Origin of the sequence: Nocardioides sp. CCNWLW239, from assembly GCF_037137035.1 — a bacterium.
GTDB lineage: Bacteria > Actinomycetota > Actinomycetes > Propionibacteriales > Nocardioidaceae > Nocardioides.
Map to the genome: position 1 here is coordinate 748015 of NZ_JBBBNW010000003.1, position 25988 is coordinate 774002.

Sequence of the window (25988 nt, forward strand, 5' to 3'; positions counted from 1 at the left end):
TGAGGCTAGGTGATCGGTCGGAGTCACCTCGAACCGGTATCCCGATCAGGTCAATGTAGATACATCCTCACCGTATCGATCGTGTCTGCCTCTGCGGCCGTCTTGTCGTCGCGGTAGCGGACGACCCTGGCGAACCGCAGCGCGACCCCGCCCGGGTAGCGGGTCGAGCGCTGCACCCCGTCGAAAGCGATCTCGACCACCTGCTCGGGCCTGACCTCGACCGCCCAGTCGCTGTGCGGGTCGGCGACGGCGAGCTCGGTGAACCGTTCGGTCTGCCAGGCCAGCATCTGATCGGTCATGCCCTTGAAGGTCTTGCCGATCATCACGAACCCCTCTGGTCCGCGCGCACCGAGATGGATGTTGGAGAGCCAGCCCTTGCGGCGCCCCGAGCCCCATTCGACGCCGAGCACGACGAGATCGAGGGTGTGGACCGGCTTGACCTTGATCCAGCCCGATCCCCGCCGTCCGGCCTCCCAGGGCAGGCCGACCCCTTTGACGACGACCCCTTCCTGGCCGGCGGCGACCGCCTCGGTGGCGAACCGTTCGGCTTCCTCGGCGTCGACGGTGACCAGACGCGGAGCGCGGTGCTGCTCGGGGACGATCCGGTCGAGCTCGGTGAGGCGTTGATCGAGCGCGTGGTCGAGGAGATCGCGACCGTCGACGTGGAGGATGTCGAAGAAGTAGGGAGCCACGGCCGTCCCCGGCGACGATCGGGTGGCGGTGCGTGAGGCGGTCTCCTGGAACGGCCGCGGCCGGCCGTCCGGGCCGAGGGTCATGGCCTCGCCGTCCAGGACCAGGGTGTGGGCCGGGAGGGAGGCCACGATCTCGGCCACCTCGGGGAGCCGCGAGGTGATGTCCTCCAGGGTGCGGGTCGCGATGCGCACCTCCGAACCCGACTTGTGGGCCTGGATCCGGATGCCGTCGAGCTTGGTGTCGACCACGACCGGCTCGCCCAGCTTGGCCATGGCCTCGGTCACCGATCCGGCGGACGAGGCGAGCATCGGCAGCACCGGCCGCCCGACGACCAGGCCGACCTCGGCCAGTGCGTCCTCGCCGTCGAAGGCGAGCCCTGCGACGATCACCGTCGACCCGGCGAGCATCGCGGCCCGGCGTACGGCCGGCAACGGCACCTCGGCGGCCACCGCGAGCGCCTCCTGCACCAGGGAGTCGAGAGCGCCCTGGCGGACCTCGCCGGTCACCACGCCCCGCAACCACGCCTGCTCGCTCTCGGTCGCCGCACCGAACAGCGCGTCGGACTCGCGAGCCCGCTCGCCTTGCGAGCCTGCCCCCGCCACACGTGAGATCCGCTCGAACGCCTCGTGCACGTCCTCGACCGTCAACGACGGCTCGGCGGCCGGGGAGGGGAGCGAGGTGAGCGAGCGCCAGCCCAGACCCGTACGCCGCTGCAGCAGCGTGCCGGAGAGGTAGGCCGTCACCACAGGGAGCTCGTTGCGAGAGGAGGCGGCGAGGCACTCCGCCAGCGCAGCGACCTTCGCCTTCCGTGACCGGGTCGCGGCGACGGCGTTCGAGGTGGACACGATGTCGGCGAGCAGCATGACTCCAGTGAACCTCACACCACCGACATTCGGCCCAGACATGCCCTACGCCCTGACGGGCCGCTCCGGGTCGCGACCGAGGAGCCGCAGCGCATCGCTCCACGGTGCGATCCCGACCTCGTCGAGCGGCGCGGCAAAGACCGGCGTTCCGCCGGGCGTCGCGGCGATCTGCCGAGCCAGATCGAGGACGAACGCGACGGTGGCGTCCGACGGCTGATAGGTGCGACCGAGGGACGTCGCGACGTCCCAGGCGTGGACGGCGGCGTCGAGCAGCTGCATGCTCAGTGCGACCGCGACGGTCGGCGTGAAGCCGAACTCGGCGAGGTGGACGGTCGCCTCGGGGTCGGCGGCGCCGAACGCGTCACGAGCCCGGCGGGCCGATTCGTCCCACCGGTCGGCGACATCGTCCGCGGTGACGGGCACGCGCTCGTACGCAGCGACCGGCGCGTCGCCGTCGGTGACCGCGGCGGCGAAGCCGAGGTTCTGTCCGACCATGTGGCCGAACAGGTCTGCGAGGTCCCAGCCGGCGCACGGGGTGGGAACCTTCAGATCGTCGGCCTCGGACGCAAGTGCGGTGGTGTCATGGAGGACGCGGCCGTAGGCTGCGAGCATCTGAGCGAAAGTAAGCATGAGTAGATCGTAATCGGCGGTAGATGAATGTGTCGAACGGTTAGGATCCTCCGGTGGATCGACCCGAGCTCGGCTTCCTGCTGTCCCGTCTGACGCGTGAGGTGATGGCTCGCGAGAAGCCGATCCTCGACGCTGCCGGTCTGGAGATGTGGGACTACGCGGTGCTGACCGCGCTGGCCGAGTCGGCCGTGCCGACCCAGGCCCAGCTCGCCGTCGCGACGGGCCGCGACAAGACCCGGCTGATCGGCAACCTGGACCGGCTCGAGGCCGCCGGCATGGTCGCCCGCGAGCCCGATCCGGCCGACCGGCGCAACCGGATCGTGTCGTTGACCGACACGGGCTCGCAGGTTCTGCAGAGCTGTCGCGCGGCCATCGCTGCCATGGAAGCGGAGCTGCTGGAAGATCTCGACCCGGCCGACCGGACCGCGTTCGAGCGCGCGCTGACCATGCTCGCTGGAGCACGATGAGCGCGGCCGATCCTCTGTCCCTCGCCGACGCCCATGCCTGGCTCCAGGACGAGCTGCCGGGCCTGCTGACGAGTCATCGGGTGCCCGCTGCGGCCGTCGGAGTCCTCCGGGACGGCCAGGTGATCGACCACGCGAGTGGAATCCTCAACCTCGACACCGGCGTCGAGGCGACCACCGACTCGCTGTTCCAGGTCGGCTCGATCACCAAGCTGTGGACCACCGACCTGGTGATGCAGCTCGTCGACGAGGGCAGGATCGGCCTCGATGACGAGATCTGCCGCCACCTGCCGACCTTCCGGGTCGCCGACGAGGAGGCGACCCGGACGATCACCGTCCGTCAGCTGCTCTCCCACACTGCCGGCTTCGAGGGCGACATCTTCACCGACCACGGACCGGGCGACGACGCCGTCGAACGGTTCGTCGACTCGATGGGCGACCTGCCACAGATCTTCGCCCCGGGGCAGCGCTTCTCCTACAACAACGCCGGGTTCGCCGTGCTGGGACGGCTCGTCGAGGTCGTACGCGGCACCACCTGGGACCGAGCGCTCCAGGAGCGGCTCGCGGCGCCGCTGGGTCTGACTCACGTCGCCACCACTGCCTACGACGCGATCCGGTTCCGCACCGCGATGGGGCACATCGACCCCGCTCCCGACCATGTCCTGCGCCCGGGCCCGTCCTGGGGGATGGCGCGCGCCAGCGGACCGGTCGGCGCGATGCTCTCGATGCGCGTACGCGACCTGCTCGGCTTCGCCGCCATGCATCTCGCCGACGGGACGGCGCCCGACGGTGCCCAGGTCGTCTCGGCCGCCTCCTGCGCCGAGATGCTCACGAGACAGGTCGATCACCCGGCCTCCACCCGGACCGAGGCGCGCGGCCTGGGCTGGTCGCTCGACGACACCAGCCAGGGGATCGTCGGCCACGACGGCCAGACGATCGGGCAGTCGGCGTTCTTCCGGATGGTTCCCGACCACGGGCTGGCGGTCGCGCTGCTCACCAACGGTGGCGACACCTACGGGCTCTACCACGACGTCGTCGGCCGGCTCCTCGACGACCTCGCCGGCGTCCGGATCGCACCCGACCCGGTGGCACCGCCGCAACCTCCCGACGGGTTCGATGCCGCCCGCCTGCTCGGCACCTACAGCGCCCGGATCGTCGACTGGACGCTGCGTCAGGACGCGGCCGGACGGCTCTGGGTCGAGGAGCTGCCTGGCCCCGAGGCCGCCGCGGCCGGCGATGAGCCGGAGACGTACGAGGTCCTTCCGTACGCCGTCGACCAGGTCGTCACCGCCACCGCCCTGCACGGCGCGCACCATGTGTTCGGGTTCACCGGCCGCGATACCGCCGGCCGGGCGACCCATCTGACCACCAGCCGGGTCCTCCCGCGGGCTAGCCTCGAAGGATGAGCGCGCAGCGTACGGTCCGCCCGGGCTATGCCGTCGGCCTCGCCTCGATGCTGCGGCCGCTGCGCCGCGGCCCCGGTGACCCGACCTACAAGATCCTCGGTGACGACCACTGGCGAGCGATCCGTACGCCGCAGGGTCCCGCCACGCTCAGGCTGCGTCAGCGCGGCGCGGAGGTGGAGTCCGAGGCGTGGGGCGAGGGTGCCGAGTGGGCGCTGGAGAGCCTTCCCGGGCTCCTCGGCGCCGATGACGAGCCGGGGGAGTTCCACACCGACGACCCGCTGATCAGCACGCTGCTCGAGCGTTTCGAGGTGCCGCGCTTCGGCCGGACCGGGCTGGTGATGGAGGCGTTGGTGCCCGCGATCATCGAGCAGAAGGTGACCAGCACGGAGGCGTTCCGCGGCTTCGGCAACCTGGTCCGACGCTTCGGCGAGGTCGCTCCCGGCCCTGGTGCCGACCACGGTCTGCGCCTGCAACCGTCTCCGCAGACGCTGCGCACCGTCCCCAGCTGGGACTGGCTGCGTCTGCCGGTGGACCCGGCCCGTTCCAAGGCCGTCCTGCAGGCGGCCCGGGTCGCTGCCGCCGTCGAACGCACTGCCGGGCTTCCCGGCGAGGAGGTCGAGCGGCGGCTCACCACCATCCCGGGCATCGGCGAGTGGACCGTCGCCGAGGTGCGCCAGCGCGCCCTCGGCGATCCGGACGCGGTCAGCTTCGGTGACTACCACATCGCCAAGGACATGGGCTGGGCGCTGGCCGACCAGGCCTGGACCGACGATCAGCTGCGGGAATACCTGGAGCAGTTCCGGCCGCATCGGGCGCGAGTGGTCGCGCTGGTCTACCGGGTGGCTGGGAAACGGCCTCGGCGCGGACCACGGATGTCGCCGCGTATGCATCTGCCCACTTGACCAGCGATTTCACTGCCGCGGGCCCGTGGGTCAGAGCAGCGGGCGAAGGGGGGTCAGGACTAGCTCGGTGAACTTGCGGTGGATGTCGCGGGCGGCCCACTCGTCGGCGGTCAGCTCGAGCGCGTTGGACTCGTCGCGGGAGAAGATCTCCTCCATCTGCTTGGCGACGTCGCGGTCGAAGATCTCCAGGTTGATCTCGTAGTTGCCGGTCAGGGAGAGCCGGTCGATGTTGGCGGTGCCGACGGTCGACCAGAAGCCGTCGACGGTGGCCGTCTTGGCGTGGATCATCGCGTCCTTGAACCGCAGGATCCGCACGCCCGAGCCGAGCAGCTGGGAGAAGTAGCCGCGGGAGATCCAGTCGACGACGATGTGGTTCGACTTCAACGGCAGCAGGATGCGTACGTCGACCCCGCGCCGTGCCGCGGCCTTGAGCGCGTCCACGAAGTCCTCGTCGGGGACGAAGTAGGCGGTGGTCAGGTAGATGTTGCGAGAGGCCCGGTTGATCGCCTCCAGATACATGGAGCGGATCGGGAACATCCACAGCCGGGGCACGTTGCGGTGGAACCGAAGGTCGGGGTCCCATGACGGAGCGGTCTCGATGAGCAGCGGGCCCTCGCCGCCGGTCCGGTGGGTCAGCGGGTGCGGCCGCCGCCGGTTGAGGTTCCAGAAGTCGGCGAACGCACGCCGCAGGTCCCACACGCCGGGGCCGGTGATCCGGACGTGCGTGTCGCGCCACTCGGTGGCGTAGGCCGCCCCGATGTTGTAGCCGCCCACGAACCCGACCGTGTCGTCGACGACCAGGATCTTGCGGTGATCACGGCCGTAGCGGGAGAGGTCGAAGAACCGCCAGCCCGCGGCGTAGGTCGGGTAGCGCAGCACGTGCATCCCCGCCGGGAAGCGCTTGAAGCGGGCCGGGACGACGAGGTTGGCCAGCTCGTCGTAGATGCAGTAGACCTCGACACCTCGTGCGGTGGCGGCGGCGAGCGCCTGCTTGAACCGCTGGCCGACGTCGTCGCCCTTCCAGATGTAGGTCTCCAGGAAGATCTGCTTCTTCGCGCCGTCGATGGCCGCGATCATGTCCTCATAGAGGTCGTTGCCGAAGGTGTAGGTGGTCACGGTGCCGTCGCCGACGCTGTTGGTGCGCGGTGGGGTCACCGGGAACGGCTTGGCCCGGCGGCCGTGCTTGCCCCGGCTGCGATAGGCGTCGATGAGGCTCATCGCGACGGCGAGCGCGATCGGTACGCCGAAGACGACCAGGAGCAGCCGGCGTAGGAACCTCATGACGCCCCCCGGCGACAGTCTCATCACAGTCCCCAATCTAACCGGCTCCCCGCACCGTGCCACACCGGCGCGGACTTCTAACCTATGCCGATGGTCCCAGCCGGTCCGAGCGCCCGGGACCAACATGCGAGAACGACCTTCACGGATCCCGCCGCCCGGGTGGAGGATCCTGTGACTCCCGTCACCTACCGGCGGGTAAGTCGTTGAGAACAGATACCTCCCACCCTGTTCCCGGACATCCCAGGGCCGGGTCGTTGCCCTCAGAACTGAAACGTGTTCTACTACAGGCTCGAACGTGAGCCGAGTCACAAGACCTCGCGGAAGGTAAAGGATGGCAGTGCAGTTCGCCTCGCTGGTCCGAGGCGTCGGCGGGATGGGACTGATGACCGGAGAGGTCGTCAAGGGAACTTTCACGACCAAGTTCCAGGTCCGGGAGTTCCTCGAGCAGGCCTGGTTCATCACCAGCGTGACGATGTTGCCGGCGGTGCTGGTCTCGATCCCGTTCGGAGCCGTCATCTCGCTGCAGGTCGGCAACCTCGCCGGACAGCTCGGAGCCCAGTCGTTCGCGGGCGCGACCGCAGTGCTCGCGGTGGTCAGGGAGGCGGCGCCGATGGCGGCCGCGCTGATCATCGCCGGTGCTGCCGGGTCGGCGATCTGCTCCGACATGGGATCGCGCAAGATCCGTGAGGAGATCGATGCCATGGAGGTGCTGGGCATCGACCCGGTGGTCCGGCTGGTGATCCCGCGCGTGCTCGCGTGCCTGTTCGTCTCGGTGATGATCAACGGGATCGTCATCGCGACCGGGATCGGCGGCGGCTACTTCTTCACCGTGATCATCCAGGGCGGCTCGGCGGGAGCGTTCCTGTCGAGCTTCACCGCACTGGCGAGCCTCCCTGACCTCTACATCTCGATGGTCAAGGCAGCGCTGTTCGGCTTCCTGGCCGCGATCATCGGCGCCTACAACGGCCTCAACGCCCAGGGTGGTCCCAGCGGCGTCGGTCGAGCGGTCAACGAGGCCGTGATCATCGCGTTCATGATGCTGTTCGTCCTGAACTCCATCATGACCGCGGTCTACTTCCAGATCGTTCCTCAGGACGGGTTGTGATCCCCCGGTGTCCAACACGCTCGCCCAAGTGGGCAACCAGATGGTCAAGGAGCAGCGCCAGGCCGTGGAGGGCTATGGCGACCAGCTGCTCTTCTATGTCAAGGCGCTCGCGTGGGCGCCGCGCACCGTGCGCCGCTACAAGCGGGAGGTGCTCAACATCCTCGCCGAGGTCGCCTTCGGCGCAGGTGGCCTGACGATGATCGCCGGCACCGTCGGCGTGATCGCGTTCATGGCCTTCTTCGCCGGCTCCGAGGTCGGCATCCAGGGCTACGCCAGCCTGAGCCAGATCGGTGTCGCGAAGTTCTCCGCGTTCATCTCGGCGTTCTTCAACACCCGCGAGGTCGCCCCGCTGATCTCCTCGATCGCGCTGGCCGCGACCGTCGGCTGCGGCTACACGGCGCGACTGGGCGCGATGCGGATCTCGGAGGAGATCGACGCCCTCGAGGCGATGGGCGTTCCGAGCCTTCCCTACCTGGTCACGACCCGGATGATCGCCGGGTTCCTGGCTGTCATCCCGCTCTACGTCGTCGCGCTGTGCGCCTCCTACCTCAGCCCCCGGCTGATCACGACGCTGATGTACGGGCAGTCCGGCGGCACCTACGACCACTACTTCCTGGCGTTCCTGCCGCCGATCGACATCCTCTACAGCTTCCTCAAGCTGATCATCCTCGCGGTCGCGATCATCCTGATCCACTGCTACTACGGCTACACCGCCTCCGGCGGCCCGGCCGGGGTCGGCATCGCGGTCGGCAAGGCGATCCGCACCTCGATCGTCACCGTCGTCGTCGCGGACTTCTTCCTGAGCTTCGCGATCTGGGGTTCGACCACCACCGTGCGGATCACAGGATGAGGGCGGTGGCGACCAGATGTTGATGGGAATCCAGCGTGACACCCGCGCCGAGCACAGCAAGCTCTTCGTCTCCGGGATCGCCTTCGCGGTGGCCCTCGCCCTGCTGATCACGCTGTGCATCGCGATCTACCAGAAGGCGTTCGTGCAGTTCACCACGGTCAGCGTCGAAGCCGACCGGGCCGGGCTGCAGCTGCCGCGCTACGGCGACGTACGCATGCACGGGGTCATCGTCGGGCAGGTGCGCGAGATCCACCAGGACGGCAAGAAGGCCGTCATCGAGCTCGGTCTGGAGCCGGAGCAGGCCGAGCAGATCCCCGCCAACGTCAGCGTCGCGATCAAGCCGACGACGCTGTTCGGGCAGAAGTACGTCGAGTTCATCGACCCCGAGGGAGAGCGGACCGGCGCGCTGAGCGACGGCACCGTGATCCCCGCCGACCGGGTCCGCACCAGCGTCGAGCTCGACGTGATCCTGGCCCGGCTCTTCCCGCTGCTGAAGTCCATCCGGCCCCAGGACCTCAACAGCACCCTGCACGCCCTCGCCACCGCGCTCTCCGGCAACGGGGAGAAGCTCGGCGAGACGATGGTCCAGCTCAACGACTACCTCGAGAAGATGAACGTTCACCTCCCCACACTCGAACGTGACCTCGAGGACATGGCCGACGTCGCGGAGACCTACTCCATGGCTGCTCCCGATCTGGTCAAGGTCCTCGAGAACACCACGACCACCGCCAACACCGTGACCGAGCAGCGAGCCCGCCTCGGCGGACTGCTCACCTCGGTCACCGGGGTCGCCGACACCTCCAAGAACCTGCTCGCCGAGAACGAGAAGGCGATCCGCTACGAGACCGAGCTGGCGGTCCCGCTCCTCAAGCTGCTCGCCGACTACTCCCCGGAATACACCTGCCTGCTGCGCGGACTCGACGACTACACCGAGCTGCTGGCGACCGTCTTCCAGCAGAACCGCGTACGTCAGACGATGGTCCTCGACGGCACCCAGAAGCCGGCCTACGGCCGGGCCGACCGGCCCGAGTGGGGCGAGATCGGTCACGGACCCTGGTGTGCCGGGCTGCCGACCCCGAAGGTGCCTGCCGAGCCCAACGAGCTCGAGAACGGCACCGAGGACGTGCCGTGGGCGCCGGGGAACGGGGGCCTGCAGTGAACAAGCGCGATCTGAAGACCGCGGTGGCCGGCACCAAGCTGGTCATCTTCACCGTCCTCTCCATCCTCGTCACCGGCACGCTGGCCTCGATCATGGGAAACGTCGGCTTCGGCGACCGCGTGCCCTACCGCGCCGAGTTCACCACCGCCTCGGGCCTGAGCGAAGGTGACGACGTACGCGTCGCCGGCATCACCGTGGGAGAGGTGCTCGCCGTCGAGATCGAGGACGGTGACCACGCCATGGTGACCTTCCGGGTCGACGAGACGGTGCCGCTGACGACGGCCAGCGGCGCCCAGGTCCGCTACCTGAACCTCGTCGGCGACCGCTACCTCGCCCTGACCCAGGACGCCGGCGCACAGGATTCCGGGGGAGAGGCGACGCCGTTGCGCGAAGGCCAGGCGATCGCGATGGCCAACACCACGCCGGCCCTCGACCTGACCGAGCTCTTCAACGGTTTCCAGCCGCTCTTCCAGGCGCTGCAGCCGAAGGACGTCAACAAGCTCTCGCTCAACCTGATCCGAGTGCTGCAGGGGGAGGGTGGCACGGTCGCGAGCCTGCTCTCGGAGACGGCGGAGCTGACCAGCGCCCTGGCTGAGCGCGACCAGCTGATCGGCGACGTGATCACCAACCTGTCCAAGACCCTCAACACCGTCAACGAGCACCACACCGAGCTGGCCGAGCTGATCCAGCAGCTCAGCGGCTGGATGAAGGACCTGGCCCGCGACAAGGAGGCGATCGGCGACTCGATCTCCTCGATCGGCGATCTGACCGACGAGCTGGCCGGGTTGCTCACCGACGTACGCCCGTTCCTCAAGGAGGACATCAAGCAGCTCAAGCGCGTGGTGGACATCCTCAACAAGCCGGGCAACCAGAAGCTTCTCGACAAGACCCTCGAACGGCTCCCGGAGACGCTGGAGTCGCAGGCGCGGATCGGCAGCTACGGCTCCTGGTACAACTACTACCTCTGCGACCTCGACTTCTCGATCAAGCTGCCCTCGCTCGGTGAGCTGCTCGACAACTCACCAGCCGTCAAGGCGATCCAGAAACAGCTCGACAACGTGGCGTTCTACAGCCGGGCGGAGAGGTGCAAGCTATGAGTGAGCGCCAGCGAACGACCTCGACGGAGGTGCCGGCCTGATGGCACATCATTCCGACACCCAGCTCAAGCGCACCGGCGTGATCACGATCGTGGCGATCGCGCTGATGCTGACCGCAGCGTTCAACCTGCGCAAGCTGCCGTGGTTCGCCGGCACCACCTACCAGGCCGAGTTCTCCGACACCAGCGGGCTGCACGTCGGCAACCGGGTGGAGATCGCCGGGATCCGGGTCGGCCGGGTCAGCGACATCGAGATCGACGGGGCGAAGGTGGTGGTCTCGTTCTCCGTCGAGGGCACCGAGATCGGCCACCGCAGCGAGGCGAAGATCGGGGTGCTCAACCTGCTGGGCGAGAAATACCTCGACATCACCCCGCAGGGCGGCCGGACGCTCGACGCCGGCTCGACGATCCCGTTGGCCCGCACCAGCGCCGGCAGCGACATCGTGGGCACCTTCGGTGACCTCGCCGAGACCACGGAGGCGATCGACACCCAGCAGCTGGCCAAGGCGCTGACCACGATGTCGGGCACGCTCGACAAGGCCGGCCCCGAGGTGCAGGGCGCCTTCCAGGGCATCGCCGCGCTCTCCCAGACCATCGCCGCGCGCGGCGACGAGCTGGAGTCGCTGCTGCAGGACGCGGAGAAGGTCGTCCAGCTCGTCAACCAGCGCAAGCAGGACATCGTCAGCGTGATGGAGAACGGCGACCAGGTCTTCGCCGAGCTCATCTCGCGCCGCCAGGCCATCCACCAGCTGCTGGTCAACGCCACCGCCCTGGCCGAGCAGCTGCAGGCACTGGTGAAGGAGAACCAGAAGCAGATCGGTCCCGCGCTGGACGCGCTAAACCAGGCGCTGAAGTTCCTCAACGCCCGCGACGAGGACCTGACCAAGACCATCCAGAACTACGGGCCGTACGCGTCGATCCTAATCAACATCATCGGCACCGGCCCGTGGTTCGACGCCTATCTCGCCAACCTGACAGGCATCGTGAGCGGCGAGTTCGTGCCCGGACGACGACCAGGGATCGTGGAATGACGAACATGATCGGACGACTCATCGAGGTGCCGCGCGGCAAGGGCCGCAGACGTACGCCGGCCCCGGCCGCCGTGGCCGGCACGGAGCGGCCGTCGAGTCCCAGCCTGAGGTCCAAGTGGGCCGCGCTCCCGGTCGCGCTCGTGGTGATGTGCGGGCTGCTGCTGGTCTCCGAGGTGGCTGCGCCCGACACCAAGATGGTGACCGCCAGCTTCCCGCAGGCGGTGAGCATCTACGAGGGCTCCGACGTGGTCATCATGGGCGTCAAGGTCGGCAGGGTCGCCTCGCTCGAGACGAAGGGCGACCACGTGGACGCGGTGATCGAGTACGAGAGCGACTACAAGCTGCCCCAGGACGTGAAGGCCGCCATCGTCACCCCGACCCTGGTCGCGGACAGGTTCATCCAGCTGACGCCGGCCTACACCGGCGGGCCGACCCTGGCCGACGGCGGCGAGATCCCGATCGAGCGCACCGCGGTCCCGGTCGAGCTCGACCGGATCTATGCCAGCCTCTCCGAGCTGACCACGGCACTGGGCCCGAACGGCGCCAACAAGAACGGCGCGCTCAGCGACGTCCTGCGCGAAGGCGCGGACGCGCTGGAGGGCAACGGCAAGATCGGCAACCAGGCGATCGCCGACATGTCCGAGGCAGCCCAGGTGCTCGGCGGCAACTCCGAGCAGCTCTTCAGCACCCTCTCTCAGCTCTCCGAGGTCACCAGGACGCTGGCGAAGAACGACGAGACGACCGAGAAGTTCTTGACCGACCTCTCCGACGTCTCCACCCAGCTGGCCGGGGAGAGCGACGAGCTCGACCAGGCGCTCGTCGCGATCGCGCAGGCGGTCAAGGTGACGAAGTCCTTCGTGGAGAACAACTCCGACGCCCTGGTCGGTGACGTCAAGGAGCTCAACAAGACGCTCAACATCCTGGCCAAGGAGAAGGAGACCCTCGGGACGGTCATCGACCTGGCGCCGCTCGGGATCGGCAACCTGGCCGAGGCCTTCGACCCGGCTTCCGGCTCGGTCGGATTCCGGCTCCAGGTCGGGCCGATCGGGTCGGACCTGTCCAACATCCTCTGCATGGTCGTCGAGAACGACAAGATCCCCGGGGCCAAGGAGATCTGCGCGCTGTTCAAGGCCCTGTTGCCCACCGGCGCGACCGCTCCGGTGGGGAAGGCGCTGACGGACGCCGCCGCGCCCACCGACCGCGACACGCCCACCGGGCTGCCGATCGGGACCCCGGGTGGCACCGGTGGCACCAAGGCCAAGCAGCCGGAGGTGGAGCCCGAGGTCGTGACCCAGGGCGGCATCACCGAGCTCAGCACCTCGCTCCAGGATCTGATGGCAGGAGGCAGGAAATGAAGCTGAGAGCCTTCCTGGCGATGCTCGGCATCGCCGCCATGACGAGCGGGTGCGGCGTACAGGCCTATGACCTGCCGCTTCCCGGCAACGAGGTCGCAGAGGGCGACGGCTACGTCGTCACTGCCGAGTTCAACGACGTGGTCGACGTGGTCCCGCGCACCAAGGTGATGGCCAACGACGTCCCGGTCGGCCAGGTCGACAAGATCGAGCGGGAGGGCTGGCACGCGAAGGTCACCATGACCATCCGCAAGAACATCGAGCTGCCGGCCGACGCGCTGGCCAACGTACGCCAGACCAGCCTGCTCGGCGAGAAGTACATCGCTCTGGTGGCCCCCGAGGGGTCCACCGTCGCCAGCGCGGGCAAGCTGGGCGACGGCGCCACCATCGGCCTCGACCGCACCAACCGCAACCCCGAGGTCGAGGAGGTGCTCGGCGCGCTCTCCTTCCTGCTGGCGGGCGGTGGCGTCGGCCAGCTGAAGACGATCAGCGACGAGCTCAACACCATGATGGACGGGCGCACCGGAGACATGCGGTCGTTGCTGGGCAACCTGGAGACCACGGTGGCCTCGCTCAACCAGCAGAAGGGCTCCATCATCAAGGCGATGGAGCAGGTCGACAGGCTGACCCGCACCCTCAACAAGGAGTCGAAGTCGATCGAGGCGGCCATCGACTCCTTCGGGCCGGCGCTCGAGGTGCTGCGACAGCAGCACGCCGACCTGATGAAGATGATGAAGGCGCTCGACCGGCTCGGTGTGGTCGCGACCCGGGTGATCAACCAGAGCGGCGACAACCTCACCACGGCGCTGGACGAGCTGGCCCCGACGCTGCGCGAGCTCGCCGACGCCGGTGACTCGCTTCCGCGAGGGTTGATGATGGCGGCGAGCTTCCCGTTCCCGGAGAACGCGGCCGGGCTGGCGATGGGCGACTACTCCAACGCGCTGTTCCACATGGATCTCGACCTCGGCAAGCTGGTCGGCAGCCTCACCAACGGCAAGTCGCCGGGCCTGCTGCCGCAGGTCTTCCAGATCTGCCTGTCCTACTCCAAGGGCTGCGAGGCCATCCAGCCGCTGGCGAAGTCACTGTGCGACCTGACCAACATGCAGATCGTGTGCTCGGTGGTCGGCAAGGAGGACACGGCGGCCAAACCGGGGGAGAAGATCCCGAAGCTGCCTGACATGTCCGACCTGCTGCCCAAGAGCTCCACATCGACCAAGACGCCGGGACTCAGCGGTCTGGTCCCGGAGATCACCGAAGGTCTCTCCGCGCCCTCGTCGGCCGAGTCACCCACGGCCGAGCCGACGACCGGTGGTCTGACCGGGCTCCTCGAGGGCCTCCTGGGAGGGGGAACCAAATGACGCGCAGCGTACGCAACAAGCTGGTCATCTTCCTGATCCTTGCCGCCGTCGGGATCTTCTACGTCTCGGCGGCCTACCTCGGCATCGTCGACCGCGTCCTGGGGCGCCACGTCAACGTGTCGGTCGACCTTCCGGCCTCCGGTGGTCTCTACGAGGGCAGCGAGGTCAACTACCGCGGCATCGGCATCGGCCGGGTGGCCTCGATGACCGTCACCGACGAGGGCGTACGCGCCGGGCTGGAGCTCGACCCCGGCACCGAGGTGCCCAAGGACGCCAAGATCGAGGTCCACAACCTCTCGGCGGTGGGGGAGCAATACATCAACTTCATCCCGGACTCGGCCGCCGGGCCCTATCTCGCCGAGGATGACGTCGTGACCGCCGGGCCCGAGTCGATGCCCGGTTCCACCGACGAGCTGCTGACCCAGCTGAACAGCTTCACCACGTCGATCAACGGCGAGGACCTGAGCACCGTCGTCGCCGAGCTCGGCACGCTGTTCCGTGGCAACGCCGAGAACCTGCGTACGCTGCTGGACTCGGGTTCCACGCTGGTCGACCAGGCCTCCGCTCACCGATCAGAGACCGTGCGGCTGCTCAACACCAGCCAGACCGTGCTGCAGACGCAGAAGGAGCACAGCGGCGACATCCGCGAGTTCGCCGACGGGCTCGAGCAGGTCACCGCGACCCTGGACAAGCGTGACCCCGAGCTGCGGGAGATCCTCCAGGGTGGCGAGGCGACCGCGGTCCAGGTGCAGTCGCTGCTCGACGGGTTGCAGCCGCTGCTGCCGGTCTTCCTGGCCAACCTCAGCACCGTGAACGAGGTGCTGACCGCTCGCCTGCCCGCGATCGAGCAGACCCTGGTGACCTTCCCGCAGGTCGTGGCGACCGGGTGGACCGGCTCACCGGGCGACGGCTACGGTCACCTCTCGATGGGCTTCGTCTACACCACACCGCCGTGCCAGGAGGGCTACAAGCCCGCCGACCAGTGGATCCCCGGCACCGTGATGGAGGACCAACCGCTCTATCCGGCCAAGTGCACCGACAAGCGTGCTCAGCCCGGCTACGAGGGCAACAACCCGATCATGCAGCGCGGTGTCAACATGGTGCCGAAGCCCGAGGGAGTCGGAAAGTACGTGACCAGCTACGACCCGAAGACCGGGCGCACCAAGCTGCCCGATGGAAAGACGGTCACGATGTCGACCCCGAACGATGACGGAGGCCTCGTCTCCGCCCTGTCCGACGACTCCTGGCGATCGATGATCCTGGGAGAGGAGTGAGTTCCGTGCCTGAATCTGGCGAAGCCGCCCACAACCCCCTCGAGGTCAAGCTCGCGGTGGCGAGACTCGGGCGGGTCAACACCGTGCTCGCGGCGGTGGTGGTGATCCTGGTCGTGCTCGCGGCGGCCGTCTTCATCGGTGGCGCCCGGGTGCTGCCGTGGACCACGCCCGCCGAGGCCGCGGCCGCCGACTACGACGAGGTGAAGTCCGTCGCCGAGGACGGCGTGATCGCCTTCCTCGATGTCGACTACCGGGACATGGATCCGCGGATCCAGGCGGTCAAGGAGATCTCCACCGGCACCTTCGGCAAGGAATACACGGCCATCGCCGAGCAGATTCGGCAGGCCGCGATCCCCGCCCAGACCGTCTCCAAGGGCAAGGTCAAGCAGGTCGGGATCCGGACGATCGGTTCGAAGAAGGCGGTCGTGATGGTCGCGGTGGACTCGGTCGTGACCAGCAGCCAGACAGCCGAGCTGAAGAAGAGCGACACCTGTCCCTACGACGGTGCGCGGTGCTCGAAGTACCGCTTCAAGGTCTCGCTCGACAAGACGAAGGACGGATGGCGTATGTCCGACCTGGCAGGAGTCAACTGATGACAGGCGTAGGAGCGAACCGGACCGTCACGACCGGTCAGAAGGAGTGCCCCTTCTGCGCGGAGACGATCAAGGCCGCCGCGATCAAGTGCCGCTACTGCGGATCCGACCTCCTGCCCCCGACGGACGAGCCCGAGAGCCAGGACGTACGTGACGGGGCGGCCGCTGCGGAGGACGCGGAGGCCGGCACCGACCCTCAGGCTGAGGATGAGGGTGAGGCTGGGGACGCGGCTGGGGACGCGACTCGCGAGGAGCGCGCCGGCTTCGCCGAGCGGTGGCTGGGCGACGGCAGCCGGGTGCTGACGGCCGTTCTCGGCGTACTCGTCCTGGTGGCCGGCGGCCTGCTCTGGTTGGCCGTCGACATGGCGTCGAAGGACGAGGTGGCCCCAGACGGCGAGCTGACCGCGGCAGGATCCCGGGCGGCGATCATGGAGCATTCGGTCGGGCTGGCCCAGACGGTGATGTCGTACAAGGCGGCCAGTGCCGAGAAGGACATCGCGGCGGCGAAGAAGCTGATGACGCCGCAGATGCAGAAGGACTACGAGAAGACGCTTCCCGGCGAGGACAAGCGCAAGGAGCAGGCCGACCTCGGCATCGAGGTCAAGGCCGAGGTGGCGCCGCTCTCCGAGGAGGGCGCGAAGGCGGCCCAGGAGGGCAAGGCCTGTGTCGACGAGGACTGTGCCGCCTCCATCATCTCCGCGACCGAGGACTCCGCCGAGGTGCTGCTCTTCGTCAACCAGAGCGCGACCGCGCCGAAGACGAAGAACACCGTGGTCAGCCCGACCTGGGAGGTGCTGACGCTGGTCAAGGACGACGGCGGCTGGCTGATCTCCGAGATGAAGGCCGCCTCCTAGATCAGCAGGTGTCCCTTCGCGGGCGCTTTCCGTCTTGCTATGGTAGAACGTGTTCTAGTTTAGGCGCTCGAGGAGGGCACATGGCCGGCACCCGCCAGTCCGTACAGCTGACCGAGGACGAGATCGAGGACTTCCTCGGCTCGCAGATGAAGGTGCAGGTCGCGACCGTCGGTGTCGACGGTGCCCCCCACCTGACCACGCTGTTCTACGTGCTCGACGAGGGCCGGATCGTGTTCTGGACCTACGGGTCCTCGCAGAAGGTCCGCAACCTGCGGCGCGACCCGCGGGTCACCTGCTTGGTGGAGGACGGCGAGGACTACTTCGAGCTGCGCGGGGTGAGCATCACCGGCAAGGCACGGCTCGTCGAGGACTACGCGGAGATCAAGGCCATCGGCCTGCGCGTCATGACCCGCATGGCCGCGGGAGCCGATCTGGGCGAGCTCGGTGAGGACCTCGTCTCGAAGCAGGCCCACAAGCGGGTCGGCATCGTCATCGAGCCCGACAAGGTCGCAAGCTGGGACCACCGCAAGCTGGGTGCCCTGCCCGGCCAAGGATGAGAGTGAAGGAGACGGACATGGCAAAGGTGATCGCGGACTTCGACCTGTGCGAGTCGAACGGGCTGTGCGAGTCGTTCGCTCCCGACGTGTTCGAGATCGATGACGACGACTACCTGCAGATCGGCGACCCGACGGTGACTGCCGAGAACCGGGATCGCATCGAGCAGGCGGTGGCCGGCTGCCCCAAGGCGGCCCTGAGGATCGAGGAGTAGCAGCGCGTGAGCGAGCGTCAGCGAGTGAACCGAAGAATCATCACGCCGCCGCGTCCGTATTCCGGCGCTTGCGCAACGGGGGTGGCGGTGTGAGTGTCGATCTGAACGGCAAGGTGGCGATCGTCACCGGATCCGGAGCGGGTCTGGGGCGCGCGGAGGCGGTGGCGCTGGCGCGGGCGGGTGCCCGGGTCGTGCTCAACGATCTGCCGGGCGCTGCTGAGGAAGCGGCCGAGGAGATCCGCGGCTTCGGCGGTGAGGCGGTGATCGCGGCCGGCGACGTGAGCGAGCGGACCACCGCCGACGCGATGATGGCCGCGGCCGTCGATGGGCTCGGTGGCCTCGACATCGTGGTCAACAACGCGGGCATCACCCGCGACAAGATGCTCTTCAACATGTCTGACGAGGAGTTCGACCTCGTCGTACGCGTCCATCTGCGCGGCCACTTCCTGCTGACCCGCAACGCCTCGGCCCATTGGCGCTCGATGGCCAAGTCGACCGGCGCGCCGGTCGACGCCGCGGTGGTCAACACCTCCTCGGAGGCGTTCCTCTCGGGCCCGCCGGGACAGGCCAACTACGGCGCTGCCAAGGCCGGGATCACCGCGCTGACGATGTCGACGGCGCGCTCGATGGGACGCTCCGGCGTACGCGCCAACGCGATCTGCCCCCGGGCCGCGACCGCGATGACCGAGGGCGTGCTCTCGGGTGACTCCTACGGCGCTGAGCACGTGGCGCCGCTGGTGACCTACCTGGCCTCCCCGGCCGCTGCCGCCATCACCGGACAGGTCTTCGTCGTCTACGGCGGGATGATCGCCGTCCTGGCGCCGCCGACGGTGGCCGAGCGGTTCGACAACGCCGCCTGGGACCTGGACTCGATCGACAAGCAGGTCGGCGGCTGGTTCGCCGACCGTGACCCCGAGGCCGGCTTCTCTGCCGACTCGATCATGCAGCTCAAGCTGAAGAACTGAAGGAGCAGTGATGGCACGTCTCGAGGGCAAGACTGCGATCGTCACCGGTGGTGCGCAGGGACAGGGAGCCGCCATCGCGCGCGCCTTCGTCTCCGAGGGCGCGAAGGTGGTGATCGCCGACGTGGCCGACGAGCCCGGCAAGCTGCTCGCCGACTCGCTGGGGGAGTCCGCGCTCTTCGTCCACCATGACGTCAACTCGGAGGAGTCCTGGACCGCGCTGGTGGCGCAGACCGCTGAGACGTACGGACCGGTCAACGTGCTCGCCAACAACGCCGGCATCCTGCGGTTCGGCGAGATCCTGACCCAGCCGGTGGAGGAGTTCGAGCTGCTGTGGCGGGTCAACACCCTCGGCTGCTTCCTCGGGATGCGCTCGGTGATCTCCACGATGAAGGAGAACGGCGGCGGCTCGATCATCAACGCCTCCTCGATCGAGGGACTGGCCGGGATGGCGTTCGTCGCCGGCTACACCTCCACCAAGTTCGCCATCCGTGGCATGACCAAGGCCGCCGCCCTCGAGCTCGGCCCCAGCGGCATCCGGGTCAACTCCGTACACCCCGGCATGATCGACACCTCCATGACCCGCGGCGTCGGCGCCGATGACGCCGCCATGGAGTTCGGTGCCTCCAAGGTCGCCCTCAAGCGCGTCGGCCACCCGGCGGACATCGCGCCCCTCTACGTTTACCTGGCCTCGGACGAGTCCGGCTTCGTCACCGGCGCCGAGATCGCGATCGACGGCGGCGCCACCGCCACCCACGCCTTCGGCGGCTGAGCCCCCAGGCCGAGGCGTCAGCTACGTCGGCCGAGAGGTCACGCTGGTGACCTCTCGGCCGACGGGGGTGACGCCTCGACGTGGTTGTGCCGCACGGCGGGGCAGACTGCGGCATACTTCGGCCGGAAGGTTTCAGTCAGCGGGGACGAACCGAAGGCCAACAGAACATGTCTCGACGGCGCAGTGCATTCATCGCTGCTGTGGCGCTCGGGGTCTTCGCGTTCCTCTACAGCCTCGTCCTCGCGATCCCGGTGTACATCGGCGACATCCGGGAGCTGTGGACCTCGCGTGGCCACGCCGGGTTCGGGGAGCTGCTGGGCAGGCTGGTCGACGGGTTCTCGTTCCTGTGGGGGTCGGCGGTCACGAGCGAGGGCTACCCTGTCGCGCCGGCGTCGGGGTGGCCGACGGTCGTGTTCGTCGTCCTGCTCGTGGGACTCGTCTACGCGAGTGCGCGCACTGCTTCGGAGAGTCCGTACTTCGTAGCCGGCCGCGTGCTGTGCGTGGGCCTTCTCGTCGGTGGTCTGACGAACCTCTTCGTCGTCGTCCAGACGGTCCTGGGAATCCGCGGCGGGTTGGCGTCGATGCCGACGATTATCTGGGCGGTTCCTGACGACGGGATCTGGCTCGGCCTGGTCGTGGGCGTGCTCGGTGGCTATGTTGCGCTCGCGGCCGCGGCATTCGCGCAGTTCGCAGCCGCCGCGCTGCGGGGTGGCGGAACGGTTGCTTCCGCCGGACCGGAAGCACCGGTGGATCGCGGATGGGCTCGGGCCGCGCGCATCGCTACCTGGGGTGCGCTGCCGATGCTCGTCCTGGCGCTGGTCGGAGGCTTCGTCTGGGACTACGATCCCGAAGCCGATCCCTACGGCGCGGACATCGAGCCACGCGAGGCATGGGTCCGCCTGATCTGGTTCGCTCATGCCCGCCTGTCCGGACCGCACAACCCGCACTCGCTCAGCGGCGAGTTCGCCACGACCGACTGGCTGCCGCGTACGTTGAGCTCGGCCGTTCTGGTTGTGCTGGTGTGGCTGGCGATGCTGCTGATCGTGGCCCGTTGGCAGCGGGTGGGTGCGCCGGGCGCCGTCTCCGCCGTCCTGCAGCTCTGGGCCGTGACGACGGTGGCCGCTGCGGTCGTCGGGCTGGCCGAGGGTGCGCTCGTGCCCGAGGAGGAATTCGCGATGAGCGCCCGCCTGTGGGCGCTCGAGGTCGCCGGCCAGGCGGTCCGGTTCGCGGCCTGCTTCGGCTGGCTGAGCGGTGTCGCAGCGGTCCTCGCTCATCGACTCTCGAGAGGAGCCCAGACGGATGTCGGAGAAGCCTGAGGTGACGGATGAGCAACCGCGGGCGAAGCAGGGGCACGTCGCGTCGCTCGTGAAGAAGCCGGCCACCTGGGTGATCGGCGTGGTCCTGGTCGCATTGACCGCCACCTTCAGCTCGGGCCTGCAGGACCTGTTCACCGGTCTGCTACCGGACGGCTGGAACGAGCCGGGCAGCGGCATCGAGCTGGTGGACGTACGTCGCCAGCCGATGAGCGGACGGGTGCTCGTCCCACAGCCCGAGTCGGCGCGTTTCGACGACCTGTCCGACGCGCTGACGAAGGTCAACGATCCGGAGTGGGAGGCAGCGAACGAGTCGTACGCGGTCAACCGCGTGACCTGGGAGGTGACCCTCGTCGGCCGTCATCGCGACCCGGTGGTGATCACCGACCTGCGCCCGGTGCGCACCGGTCCCTGCACCGAGACGCTGCAGCACGGCGTACTGGTGGAGGACATCCCCCAGGGCGAGGGGACGAAGACGGAGCTGAAGACGGAGATCGACGCGAAGGTGCCGCGGCTGACCGTGGCCGAGGACGGGTCGGCGTACTTCGACGGCGGGACCATCACCCTCGCCAAGGGCGAGACCGTGATCCTCTCGATCGAGGCGACCAGTGCGGGCCCGACCTGCCGGTGGACGCTCGAGGCGGACTACGTCGACAACGGCAAGCGCGAGGCGATGACGATCACGGCGCCGGGCGGTCGACCGTTCGCGATCACCGGCGACACCGAGAAGCCCTATGACCTCACCTGGAGCGTGCTGTGCCCGCGGCGCGGGTTGAAGCCCACGGAGGTCTCGATGCTGAGCGCGCCGCCCGACTGTCTCTAGACCATCCCGGGCTCAGCGCAGCAGGAGGCGCACGGCAACGTCGATCGACTTCTCCACGTCCTGCTCGTCCATTCGACCGGTGACCCAGGAGATGAGGGCGGAGAGCCAGACGTCGGAGATGATCCGGATGATGGCGGCCTCCTCCTCGGTGACCTCGCCGAGGGTGGGGGTGCCGTGCATCGCGCGGGCGATGACGGTGGTCAGGCTGGTGCCGACCTCGTGGATCTCACCTGTCACCGACTGGTCGGCGAACATGAAGGCGCGCACCAGGGCTTCGGTCAGCTTGGGCTGCTTCTGCAGGGCGCGGGTGCGGCGGTTGAGGACGTACATGATCCGCTCGTGGGCCGTGTCGCCAGGTGTCGCCCGGACGGCGGAGCGGTCGACGTCCTTGGTGAACTCGCGCGCGAGCGCGGAGACCAGCAGGTGGATCTTCGAGGGGAAGTAGCGGTAGAGGGTGCCGAGCGCCACCTCGGCCTGCTCGGCGACCGCACGCATCTGCACGGCGTCGAAGCCACCCTCGGCAGCGAGCGTGATCGTGGCGTCGAGGATGCGCCGGCGGCGCTCTCGCTGGGCGGCCGACCCACCGGTGGGCGGGGTGGCCGGGCTGGGACCGTCGGTGTTGCGCGGCTCCGTGCTGACGGACGTCACTGGTTGTCCCCCCTAGGACTATGACCGGATCTCGGTCGATTGATCTCAGGCTAACCGCATCGGCGCCTGGGAATGAAACACGTTCTTCCGTGAGTCTAGACTTGTAACACGTTCTACATCAGTCTCTATTCCGGACGAAGGCTCTGGAAATAGTAGGAGGTCCCTGTGCCGATCGGCATCACCGAGGAACATCGCGCCCTCAGCGAGAGTCTGCGCGACTGGGCGAAGGGGCTCGGCGGCATCGCGCTCGCCCGTGCCGCCGAGGGCACGGCTGCCGCGGACTTCAGCGAGGTGTGGCGAGGCGTCGACGAGTACGGAGTCGCCGGCATCGCAGCGCCCGAGCCGCACGGTGGCGGCGGCACGCTGCTGGATGCGGCCGTCGCTCTCGAGTCCTGCGCCCATGAGCTGCTTCCGGGCCCGCTTCTCGGGAGCGCGGTGGCTGCCCACCTCGCGGGTGCCGCCGGGCTCGACGACATCGTCGGTGCCGTCAGCGCCGGAGGCTGCGGGATCGCGCTCGAACCCGCCCTCGAGCTCGGAGCGCGTCTGGAGGGCACCGTGCTCGCCTACGACGGTGGCGGAGCGGCGTGGCTCCTGCTCGGTGCCCGCGGCGCCACCGGGGAGGAACGTTGGTTCTTCCTGACCGCGGAACAGGTCGAGGTACGTCCCCAGGTCGGGCCCGACCTGACGCGACGGGTCGCCGAGGTGCGGGTGGACATCGAGGCCGCCGAGGCGGTCGAGGTCCCCGAACTGCGGGGCGAGTCGGTGCGGCGTACGGCCCTCACGCTCGCGGCCGCGGAGGCCTCCGGGATCGCGCAGTGGTGCCTGTCGACAGCAGTGGAGTACGCGAAGGTGCGCGAGCAGTTCGGCGCGCCGATCGGGTCGTTCCAGGCGATCAAGCACCTGTGCGCGCAGATGCTCGAGACGACCGAGGCGGTGGCCGCGACTGCCTGGGATGCGGCCGCCTCGGCCGAGACCGCGCTGTCCGGGGGAGAGGCCGGTCAGTGGGCCTTCGCGGCCGAGGTCGCAGGTGTCACCGCGCTCGACGGAGCGGTCCGGGTGGCCCAGGACTGCATCCAGGTCCTCGGCGGGATCGGATTCACCTTCGAGCACGATGCCCACCTCTACCTGCGCCGAGCGGTCGCCCTGCGCAGCCTCCTCGGTGGCGGCGACGCCCACGCGGTCACCCTGGCCGGGTACGCCGCAGCCGGGGTCCGCCGCGCGGTGCGGGTCGACCTCGAGGGCAAGGACGACGCGATCCGTCCGCGGGTGCGCGAGACGGTCGCGGCGATCGCCGCACGCCCAGAGGCTGAGCGCCGGGATGCGCTCGTCGACGCGGCCTATCTCGCGCCGCACTGGCCCGCCCCGTACGGCCTCGGATCCGGACCGGTCGAACAGCTCGTGATCGACGAGGAGCTCGCCGCAGCGGGGGTGCAGCGCCCGGACATCAAGATCGCCGGGTGGGCGGTGCCGACGATCCTGAAGCACGGCACCGACGCTCAGCGGGAGCGGTTCGTCGACGCCTCGCTGCGCGGCGAGATCGTCTGGTGCCAGCTCTTCAGCGAGCCCGGCGCCGGCTCCGACCTGGCCTCGCTGGCCACCCGTGCCGAGCGGGTCGAGGGCGGCTGGAGGCTGACCGGCCAGAAGGTGTGGACCTCCCTCGCCGCCGACGCCGACTGGGGGATCTGCCTGGCGCGCACCACCGCCCTGGAGGAGGCCAAGCGCCAGGGCGCCAAACAGCACGGCATCACCTACTTCCTGGTGGACATGCGCAGTGCGGGGATCGACGTCCGGCCGCTGCGCGAGCTGACCGGGGACGCGCTGTTCAACGAGGTCTTCCTCGACGGCGTCTTCGTGCCCGACGAGCTCGTCGTCGGCGATGTCGACGGCGGCTGGCGCCTGGCTCGTACGACGCTCGCCAACGAGCGGGTGGCGATGGCCTCGACCAACCTCGGTGGCAGCGTCGAGCGCGCGGTGGCGCTGGCGGCGGGACGGGGCGAAGCCGATCTGGCCCGGGTCGGGCACGCGGTCGCGCTCTCCACGGTCTGTGCGCTGCTCGGTGTCCGCTCCACGCTCAAGGCGCTCGCCGGCCAAGGGCCGGGCGCGGAGTCATCGGTGGCCAAGCTGCTGACGGTGCGCAACCGGCAGGATGCCTCCGAGCTCGTCGTCGACCTCCTCGGCCCGCTCGCCCTCACCGACGACCCGCAGGTGCGCGAGGATCTGCACCAGTCCCAGCTGACCCGGTGCCTCTCCATCGCCGGCGGCACGACCCAGGTGCTCCGCAACGTGGCGGCCGAGCATCTGCTCGGCCTCCCGCGCTGAGCCGCTGAGCCGCTGAACCGCGGTCAGCCGAGTCGGGCGCTGGAACGTTCGCGGTGCCACAGCAGCCAGCGCTCGACGGCCGCCACGGCGTGGTGGGCGCGGATGCCGCCGAAGACGTCGAAGGCGTGCTGGGCGCCCGGCATCTCGACGTACGTCACCGTCGACCGGGACACCTCGCGCAGCCGCGCGACGAAGGAGAGGGCCTGGCGCTTGGAGACCAGCGTGTCCAGCGCTCCGTGGAGCACGAAGAAGTCGGGGGCGTCCGCGGTGACGTGGTTGATCGGTGAGGCCTGGCGGAAGTCCTCGATGGTGGCGCCCTCGGGCATGATCTTGTGGGTCCACAGACCGTCGCGCACCCGGGCGGTGTAGCGGTCCCCGTCCTCGCCGGCCACGTCGTAGACGCCGTAGAACGGTACGCAGGCGGCGACGCGTGTGTCCGCGTCCTCGAATCCGGGCTGGAACGGCGCGAAACCGGGCGTGAGGGCGGCGAGCGCGGCGAGGTGACCGCCCGCCGAGCCGCCGGTGGCGACTACGTAGTCAGGGTCGCCGCCATAGTCGGCGATGTGCTCGTGCACCCACGCCAGGGCGCGTTTCACGTCGACGATCTGCGCCGGCCAGCGGTGCTTGGGCGCGAGCCGGTAGTTGATCGTCACGCAGACCCAGCCGTTGGCGGCGGCCATCCGGTTCATCAGCAGCTGTCCCTGCTGCTCCTTGGAGCCCAGGGTCCAGGCGCCCCCGTGCACGTGGAAGAGCACCGGCGCCGTGCTGACCTCGACGCCGGCCGGGCGGTAGATGTCGAGCCTGGCCCGGCTGCTGTCGCTGTCGGCGTAGGCGATGTCACGGATCACCTCGACGGCCGGGTTCTTCATCCGGAACGGCCGGGCGAGCTGGGCCAGGTCGAGGGGCGTCCGTTCGCCCGGGGGCGCTCCCAGGGTCTCGGTGAGCGCCTCCTCGAGGATGCCGCGAGCGGAGCCCGCACGGTAGGCATTGAGTGCGAACCCGGCCGCGGCAGCGCCCGCGAGCGTCAGACCCAGCGGCGAGACCTTGCGCCTGGCGGCCGAGACGGCGGTGTCTGCGACGCCGAGCGCCAGCAGCTGCGGAGCCAGGTCGCCGGCGAGCCAGCCGGCGGCGAAGGACCCGATCGCGCCGCGCGGCCCGGTCCGGTCGACGGGTGGCCACAGGGCGTTGGCGGCGAGCGCGGCGAGGGCGGCCTGGCGGAGTGTGTGAGCACGGGGGAGTCGGGCCATGAGGCGAGGCTAGTGGCGCGTCCCAGAATTTCCTGGGCGCTTCGCGCCGCCATGGCACGCACCTGGCTGCGTTGGCGCCGCTCGGAAGACGCCGGTATGACTTCGCGACGCCGCCTTGCCATGCACACACCCTGACGACGCCAAACGTTCAGGAACTTCCGCGACACACCACTAGCCGGTCGCCGAGGGCACGTTGCTGACACAGAAACTAGAACACGTTACAG

25 protein-coding genes are annotated in these 25988 nt (G+C 69.0%); 20 read left to right on the forward strand and 5 right to left on the reverse strand.

Translation table 11 applies throughout. From position 1 onward, the window contains the following. Window positions 1-50: 50 nt before the first annotated feature. Both WBG06_RS15405 and WBG06_RS15410 read right to left on the reverse strand, forming a co-directional pair. Window positions 51-1574 carry an ATP-dependent DNA ligase gene (locus tag WBG06_RS15405; protein ID WP_442945464.1) on the reverse strand — a complete coding sequence of 508 codons (1524 nt, stop codon included), beginning with the start codon at window positions 1572-1574 and terminating at the stop codon, window positions 51-53. Window positions 1575-1601: 27 nt separating this feature from the next. Further along, the gene (locus WBG06_RS15410; protein WP_336737725.1) at window positions 1602-2186 is read right to left on the reverse strand and encodes a TIGR03086 family metal-binding protein; all 585 of its coding nucleotides are present in this window, start codon (window positions 2184-2186) and stop codon (window positions 1602-1604) included. A 53-nt stretch (window positions 2187-2239) separates the two neighbouring features. Between WBG06_RS15410 and WBG06_RS15415 the strand changes: the two genes are divergently transcribed. The 3 genes from WBG06_RS15415 to WBG06_RS15425 are packed head-to-tail and all read left to right on the forward strand — an operon-like array spanning window position 2240 to window position 4958. Beyond that, window positions 2240-2653 carry a MarR family winged helix-turn-helix transcriptional regulator gene (locus WBG06_RS15415; RefSeq protein ID WP_336737726.1) on the forward strand — a complete coding sequence of 138 codons (414 nt, stop codon included), beginning with the start codon at window positions 2240-2242 and terminating at the stop codon, window positions 2651-2653. Continuing rightward, on the forward strand, window positions 2650-4056 hold the full coding sequence (locus WBG06_RS15420) for a serine hydrolase domain-containing protein (protein ID WP_336737727.1): 1407 nt from the start codon (window positions 2650-2652) through the stop codon (window positions 4054-4056). The genes WBG06_RS15415 and WBG06_RS15420 overlap by 4 nt, the downstream gene beginning before the upstream one ends. Next, on the forward strand, window positions 4053-4958 hold the full coding sequence (locus WBG06_RS15425; RefSeq protein WP_336737729.1) for a DNA-3-methyladenine glycosylase family protein: 906 nt from the start codon (window positions 4053-4055) through the stop codon (window positions 4956-4958). Before WBG06_RS15420 ends, WBG06_RS15425 begins: the two co-directional genes overlap by 4 nt. Before the next feature lie 30 nt (window positions 4959-4988). Here the strand turns inward: WBG06_RS15425 and WBG06_RS15430 are convergent, their stop codons facing one another. Then, window positions 4989-6239: a phospholipase D-like domain-containing protein gene (locus tag WBG06_RS15430; RefSeq protein WP_336737730.1), complete on the reverse strand. Its 1251-nt coding sequence runs from the start codon at window positions 6237-6239 to the stop codon at window positions 4989-4991. A 331-nt stretch (window positions 6240-6570) separates the two neighbouring features. On the opposite strand from WBG06_RS15430, the gene WBG06_RS15435 reads away from it, so the two are divergent. From WBG06_RS15435 to WBG06_RS15510, 16 genes are all read left to right on the forward strand, one after another. Then, window positions 6571-7344, forward strand: coding sequence for an MlaE family ABC transporter permease (locus tag WBG06_RS15435; protein WP_442945465.1), 774 nt, complete (start codon window positions 6571-6573; stop codon window positions 7342-7344). 40 nt (window positions 7345-7384) lie between these two features. Next, window positions 7385-8194, forward strand: a complete 810-nt coding sequence (locus WBG06_RS15440; RefSeq protein WP_336738073.1) for an MlaE family ABC transporter permease — start codon at window positions 7385-7387, stop codon at window positions 8192-8194. Between the two features lie 16 nt (window positions 8195-8210). Beyond that, a complete protein-coding gene (locus WBG06_RS15445; RefSeq protein ID WP_336737731.1) occupies window positions 8211-9353 on the forward strand; it encodes an MCE family protein in 1143 nt (380 codons plus the stop codon). After that, window positions 9350-10450 (forward strand): MlaD family protein, encoded by a 1101-nt coding sequence (locus WBG06_RS15450; RefSeq protein ID WP_336737733.1) that lies wholly within the window; start codon window positions 9350-9352, stop codon window positions 10448-10450. The genes WBG06_RS15445 and WBG06_RS15450 overlap by 4 nt, the downstream gene beginning before the upstream one ends. A gap of 40 nt (window positions 10451-10490) precedes the next feature. Continuing rightward, entirely contained in the window at window positions 10491-11480 is a 990-nt protein-coding gene (locus tag WBG06_RS15455) for an MCE family protein (protein ID WP_336737734.1), read from the forward strand. Next, a complete protein-coding gene (locus WBG06_RS15460) occupies window positions 11477-12835 on the forward strand; it encodes an MCE family protein (protein ID WP_336737735.1) in 1359 nt (452 codons plus the stop codon). The genes WBG06_RS15455 and WBG06_RS15460 overlap by 4 nt, the downstream gene beginning before the upstream one ends. Next, window positions 12832-14190 carry an MCE family protein gene (locus WBG06_RS15465; RefSeq protein ID WP_336737736.1) on the forward strand — a complete coding sequence of 453 codons (1359 nt, stop codon included), beginning with the start codon at window positions 12832-12834 and terminating at the stop codon, window positions 14188-14190. Before WBG06_RS15460 ends, WBG06_RS15465 begins: the two co-directional genes overlap by 4 nt. After that, a complete protein-coding gene (locus tag WBG06_RS15470; RefSeq protein ID WP_336737737.1) occupies window positions 14187-15464 on the forward strand; it encodes an MlaD family protein in 1278 nt (425 codons plus the stop codon). Before WBG06_RS15465 ends, WBG06_RS15470 begins: the two co-directional genes overlap by 4 nt. A gap of 5 nt (window positions 15465-15469) precedes the next feature. Beyond that, window positions 15470-16057: a hypothetical protein gene (locus tag WBG06_RS15475; protein ID WP_336737738.1), complete on the forward strand. Its 588-nt coding sequence runs from the start codon at window positions 15470-15472 to the stop codon at window positions 16055-16057. Then, window positions 16057-16911, forward strand: coding sequence for a hypothetical protein (locus WBG06_RS15480; RefSeq protein ID WP_336737739.1), 855 nt, complete (start codon window positions 16057-16059; stop codon window positions 16909-16911). The genes WBG06_RS15475 and WBG06_RS15480 overlap by 1 nt, the downstream gene beginning before the upstream one ends. A gap of 80 nt (window positions 16912-16991) precedes the next feature. Next, complete coding sequence (locus tag WBG06_RS15485) at window positions 16992-17468, forward strand: pyridoxamine 5'-phosphate oxidase family protein (RefSeq protein ID WP_336737740.1); 477 nt, start codon at window positions 16992-16994, stop codon at window positions 17466-17468. Window positions 17469-17485: 17 nt separating this feature from the next. Then, entirely contained in the window at window positions 17486-17680 is a 195-nt protein-coding gene (locus WBG06_RS15490) for a ferredoxin (RefSeq protein WP_336737741.1), read from the forward strand. An 89-nt stretch (window positions 17681-17769) separates the two neighbouring features. Continuing rightward, a complete protein-coding gene (locus WBG06_RS15495) occupies window positions 17770-18645 on the forward strand; it encodes an SDR family NAD(P)-dependent oxidoreductase (RefSeq protein ID WP_336737742.1) in 876 nt (291 codons plus the stop codon). Window positions 18646-18655: 10 nt separating this feature from the next. Then, window positions 18656-19414, forward strand: coding sequence for a glucose 1-dehydrogenase (locus WBG06_RS15500; RefSeq protein WP_336737743.1), 759 nt, complete (start codon window positions 18656-18658; stop codon window positions 19412-19414). A 167-nt stretch (window positions 19415-19581) separates the two neighbouring features. Then, a complete protein-coding gene (locus tag WBG06_RS15505) occupies window positions 19582-20730 on the forward strand; it encodes a hypothetical protein (RefSeq protein WP_336737744.1) in 1149 nt (382 codons plus the stop codon). Between the two features lies 1 nt (window position 20731). Beyond that, on the forward strand, window positions 20732-21550 hold the full coding sequence (locus WBG06_RS15510; protein WP_336737745.1) for a hypothetical protein: 819 nt from the start codon (window positions 20732-20734) through the stop codon (window positions 21548-21550). Window positions 21551-21562: 12 nt separating this feature from the next. Here WBG06_RS15510 and WBG06_RS15515 read toward each other — a convergent pair whose 3' ends face one another. Next, window positions 21563-22198, reverse strand: a complete 636-nt coding sequence (locus WBG06_RS15515) for a TetR family transcriptional regulator (RefSeq protein ID WP_336737746.1) — start codon at window positions 22196-22198, stop codon at window positions 21563-21565. 165 nt (window positions 22199-22363) lie between these two features. On the opposite strand from WBG06_RS15515, the gene WBG06_RS15520 reads away from it, so the two are divergent. Further along, window positions 22364-24517, forward strand: coding sequence for an acyl-CoA dehydrogenase (locus WBG06_RS15520; protein ID WP_336737747.1), 2154 nt, complete (start codon window positions 22364-22366; stop codon window positions 24515-24517). Between the two features lie 23 nt (window positions 24518-24540). Here the strand turns inward: WBG06_RS15520 and WBG06_RS15525 are convergent, their stop codons facing one another. Then, a complete protein-coding gene (locus WBG06_RS15525; protein WP_336737748.1) occupies window positions 24541-25764 on the reverse strand; it encodes an alpha/beta hydrolase in 1224 nt (407 codons plus the stop codon). Window positions 25765-25988: the final 224 nt, after the last annotated feature.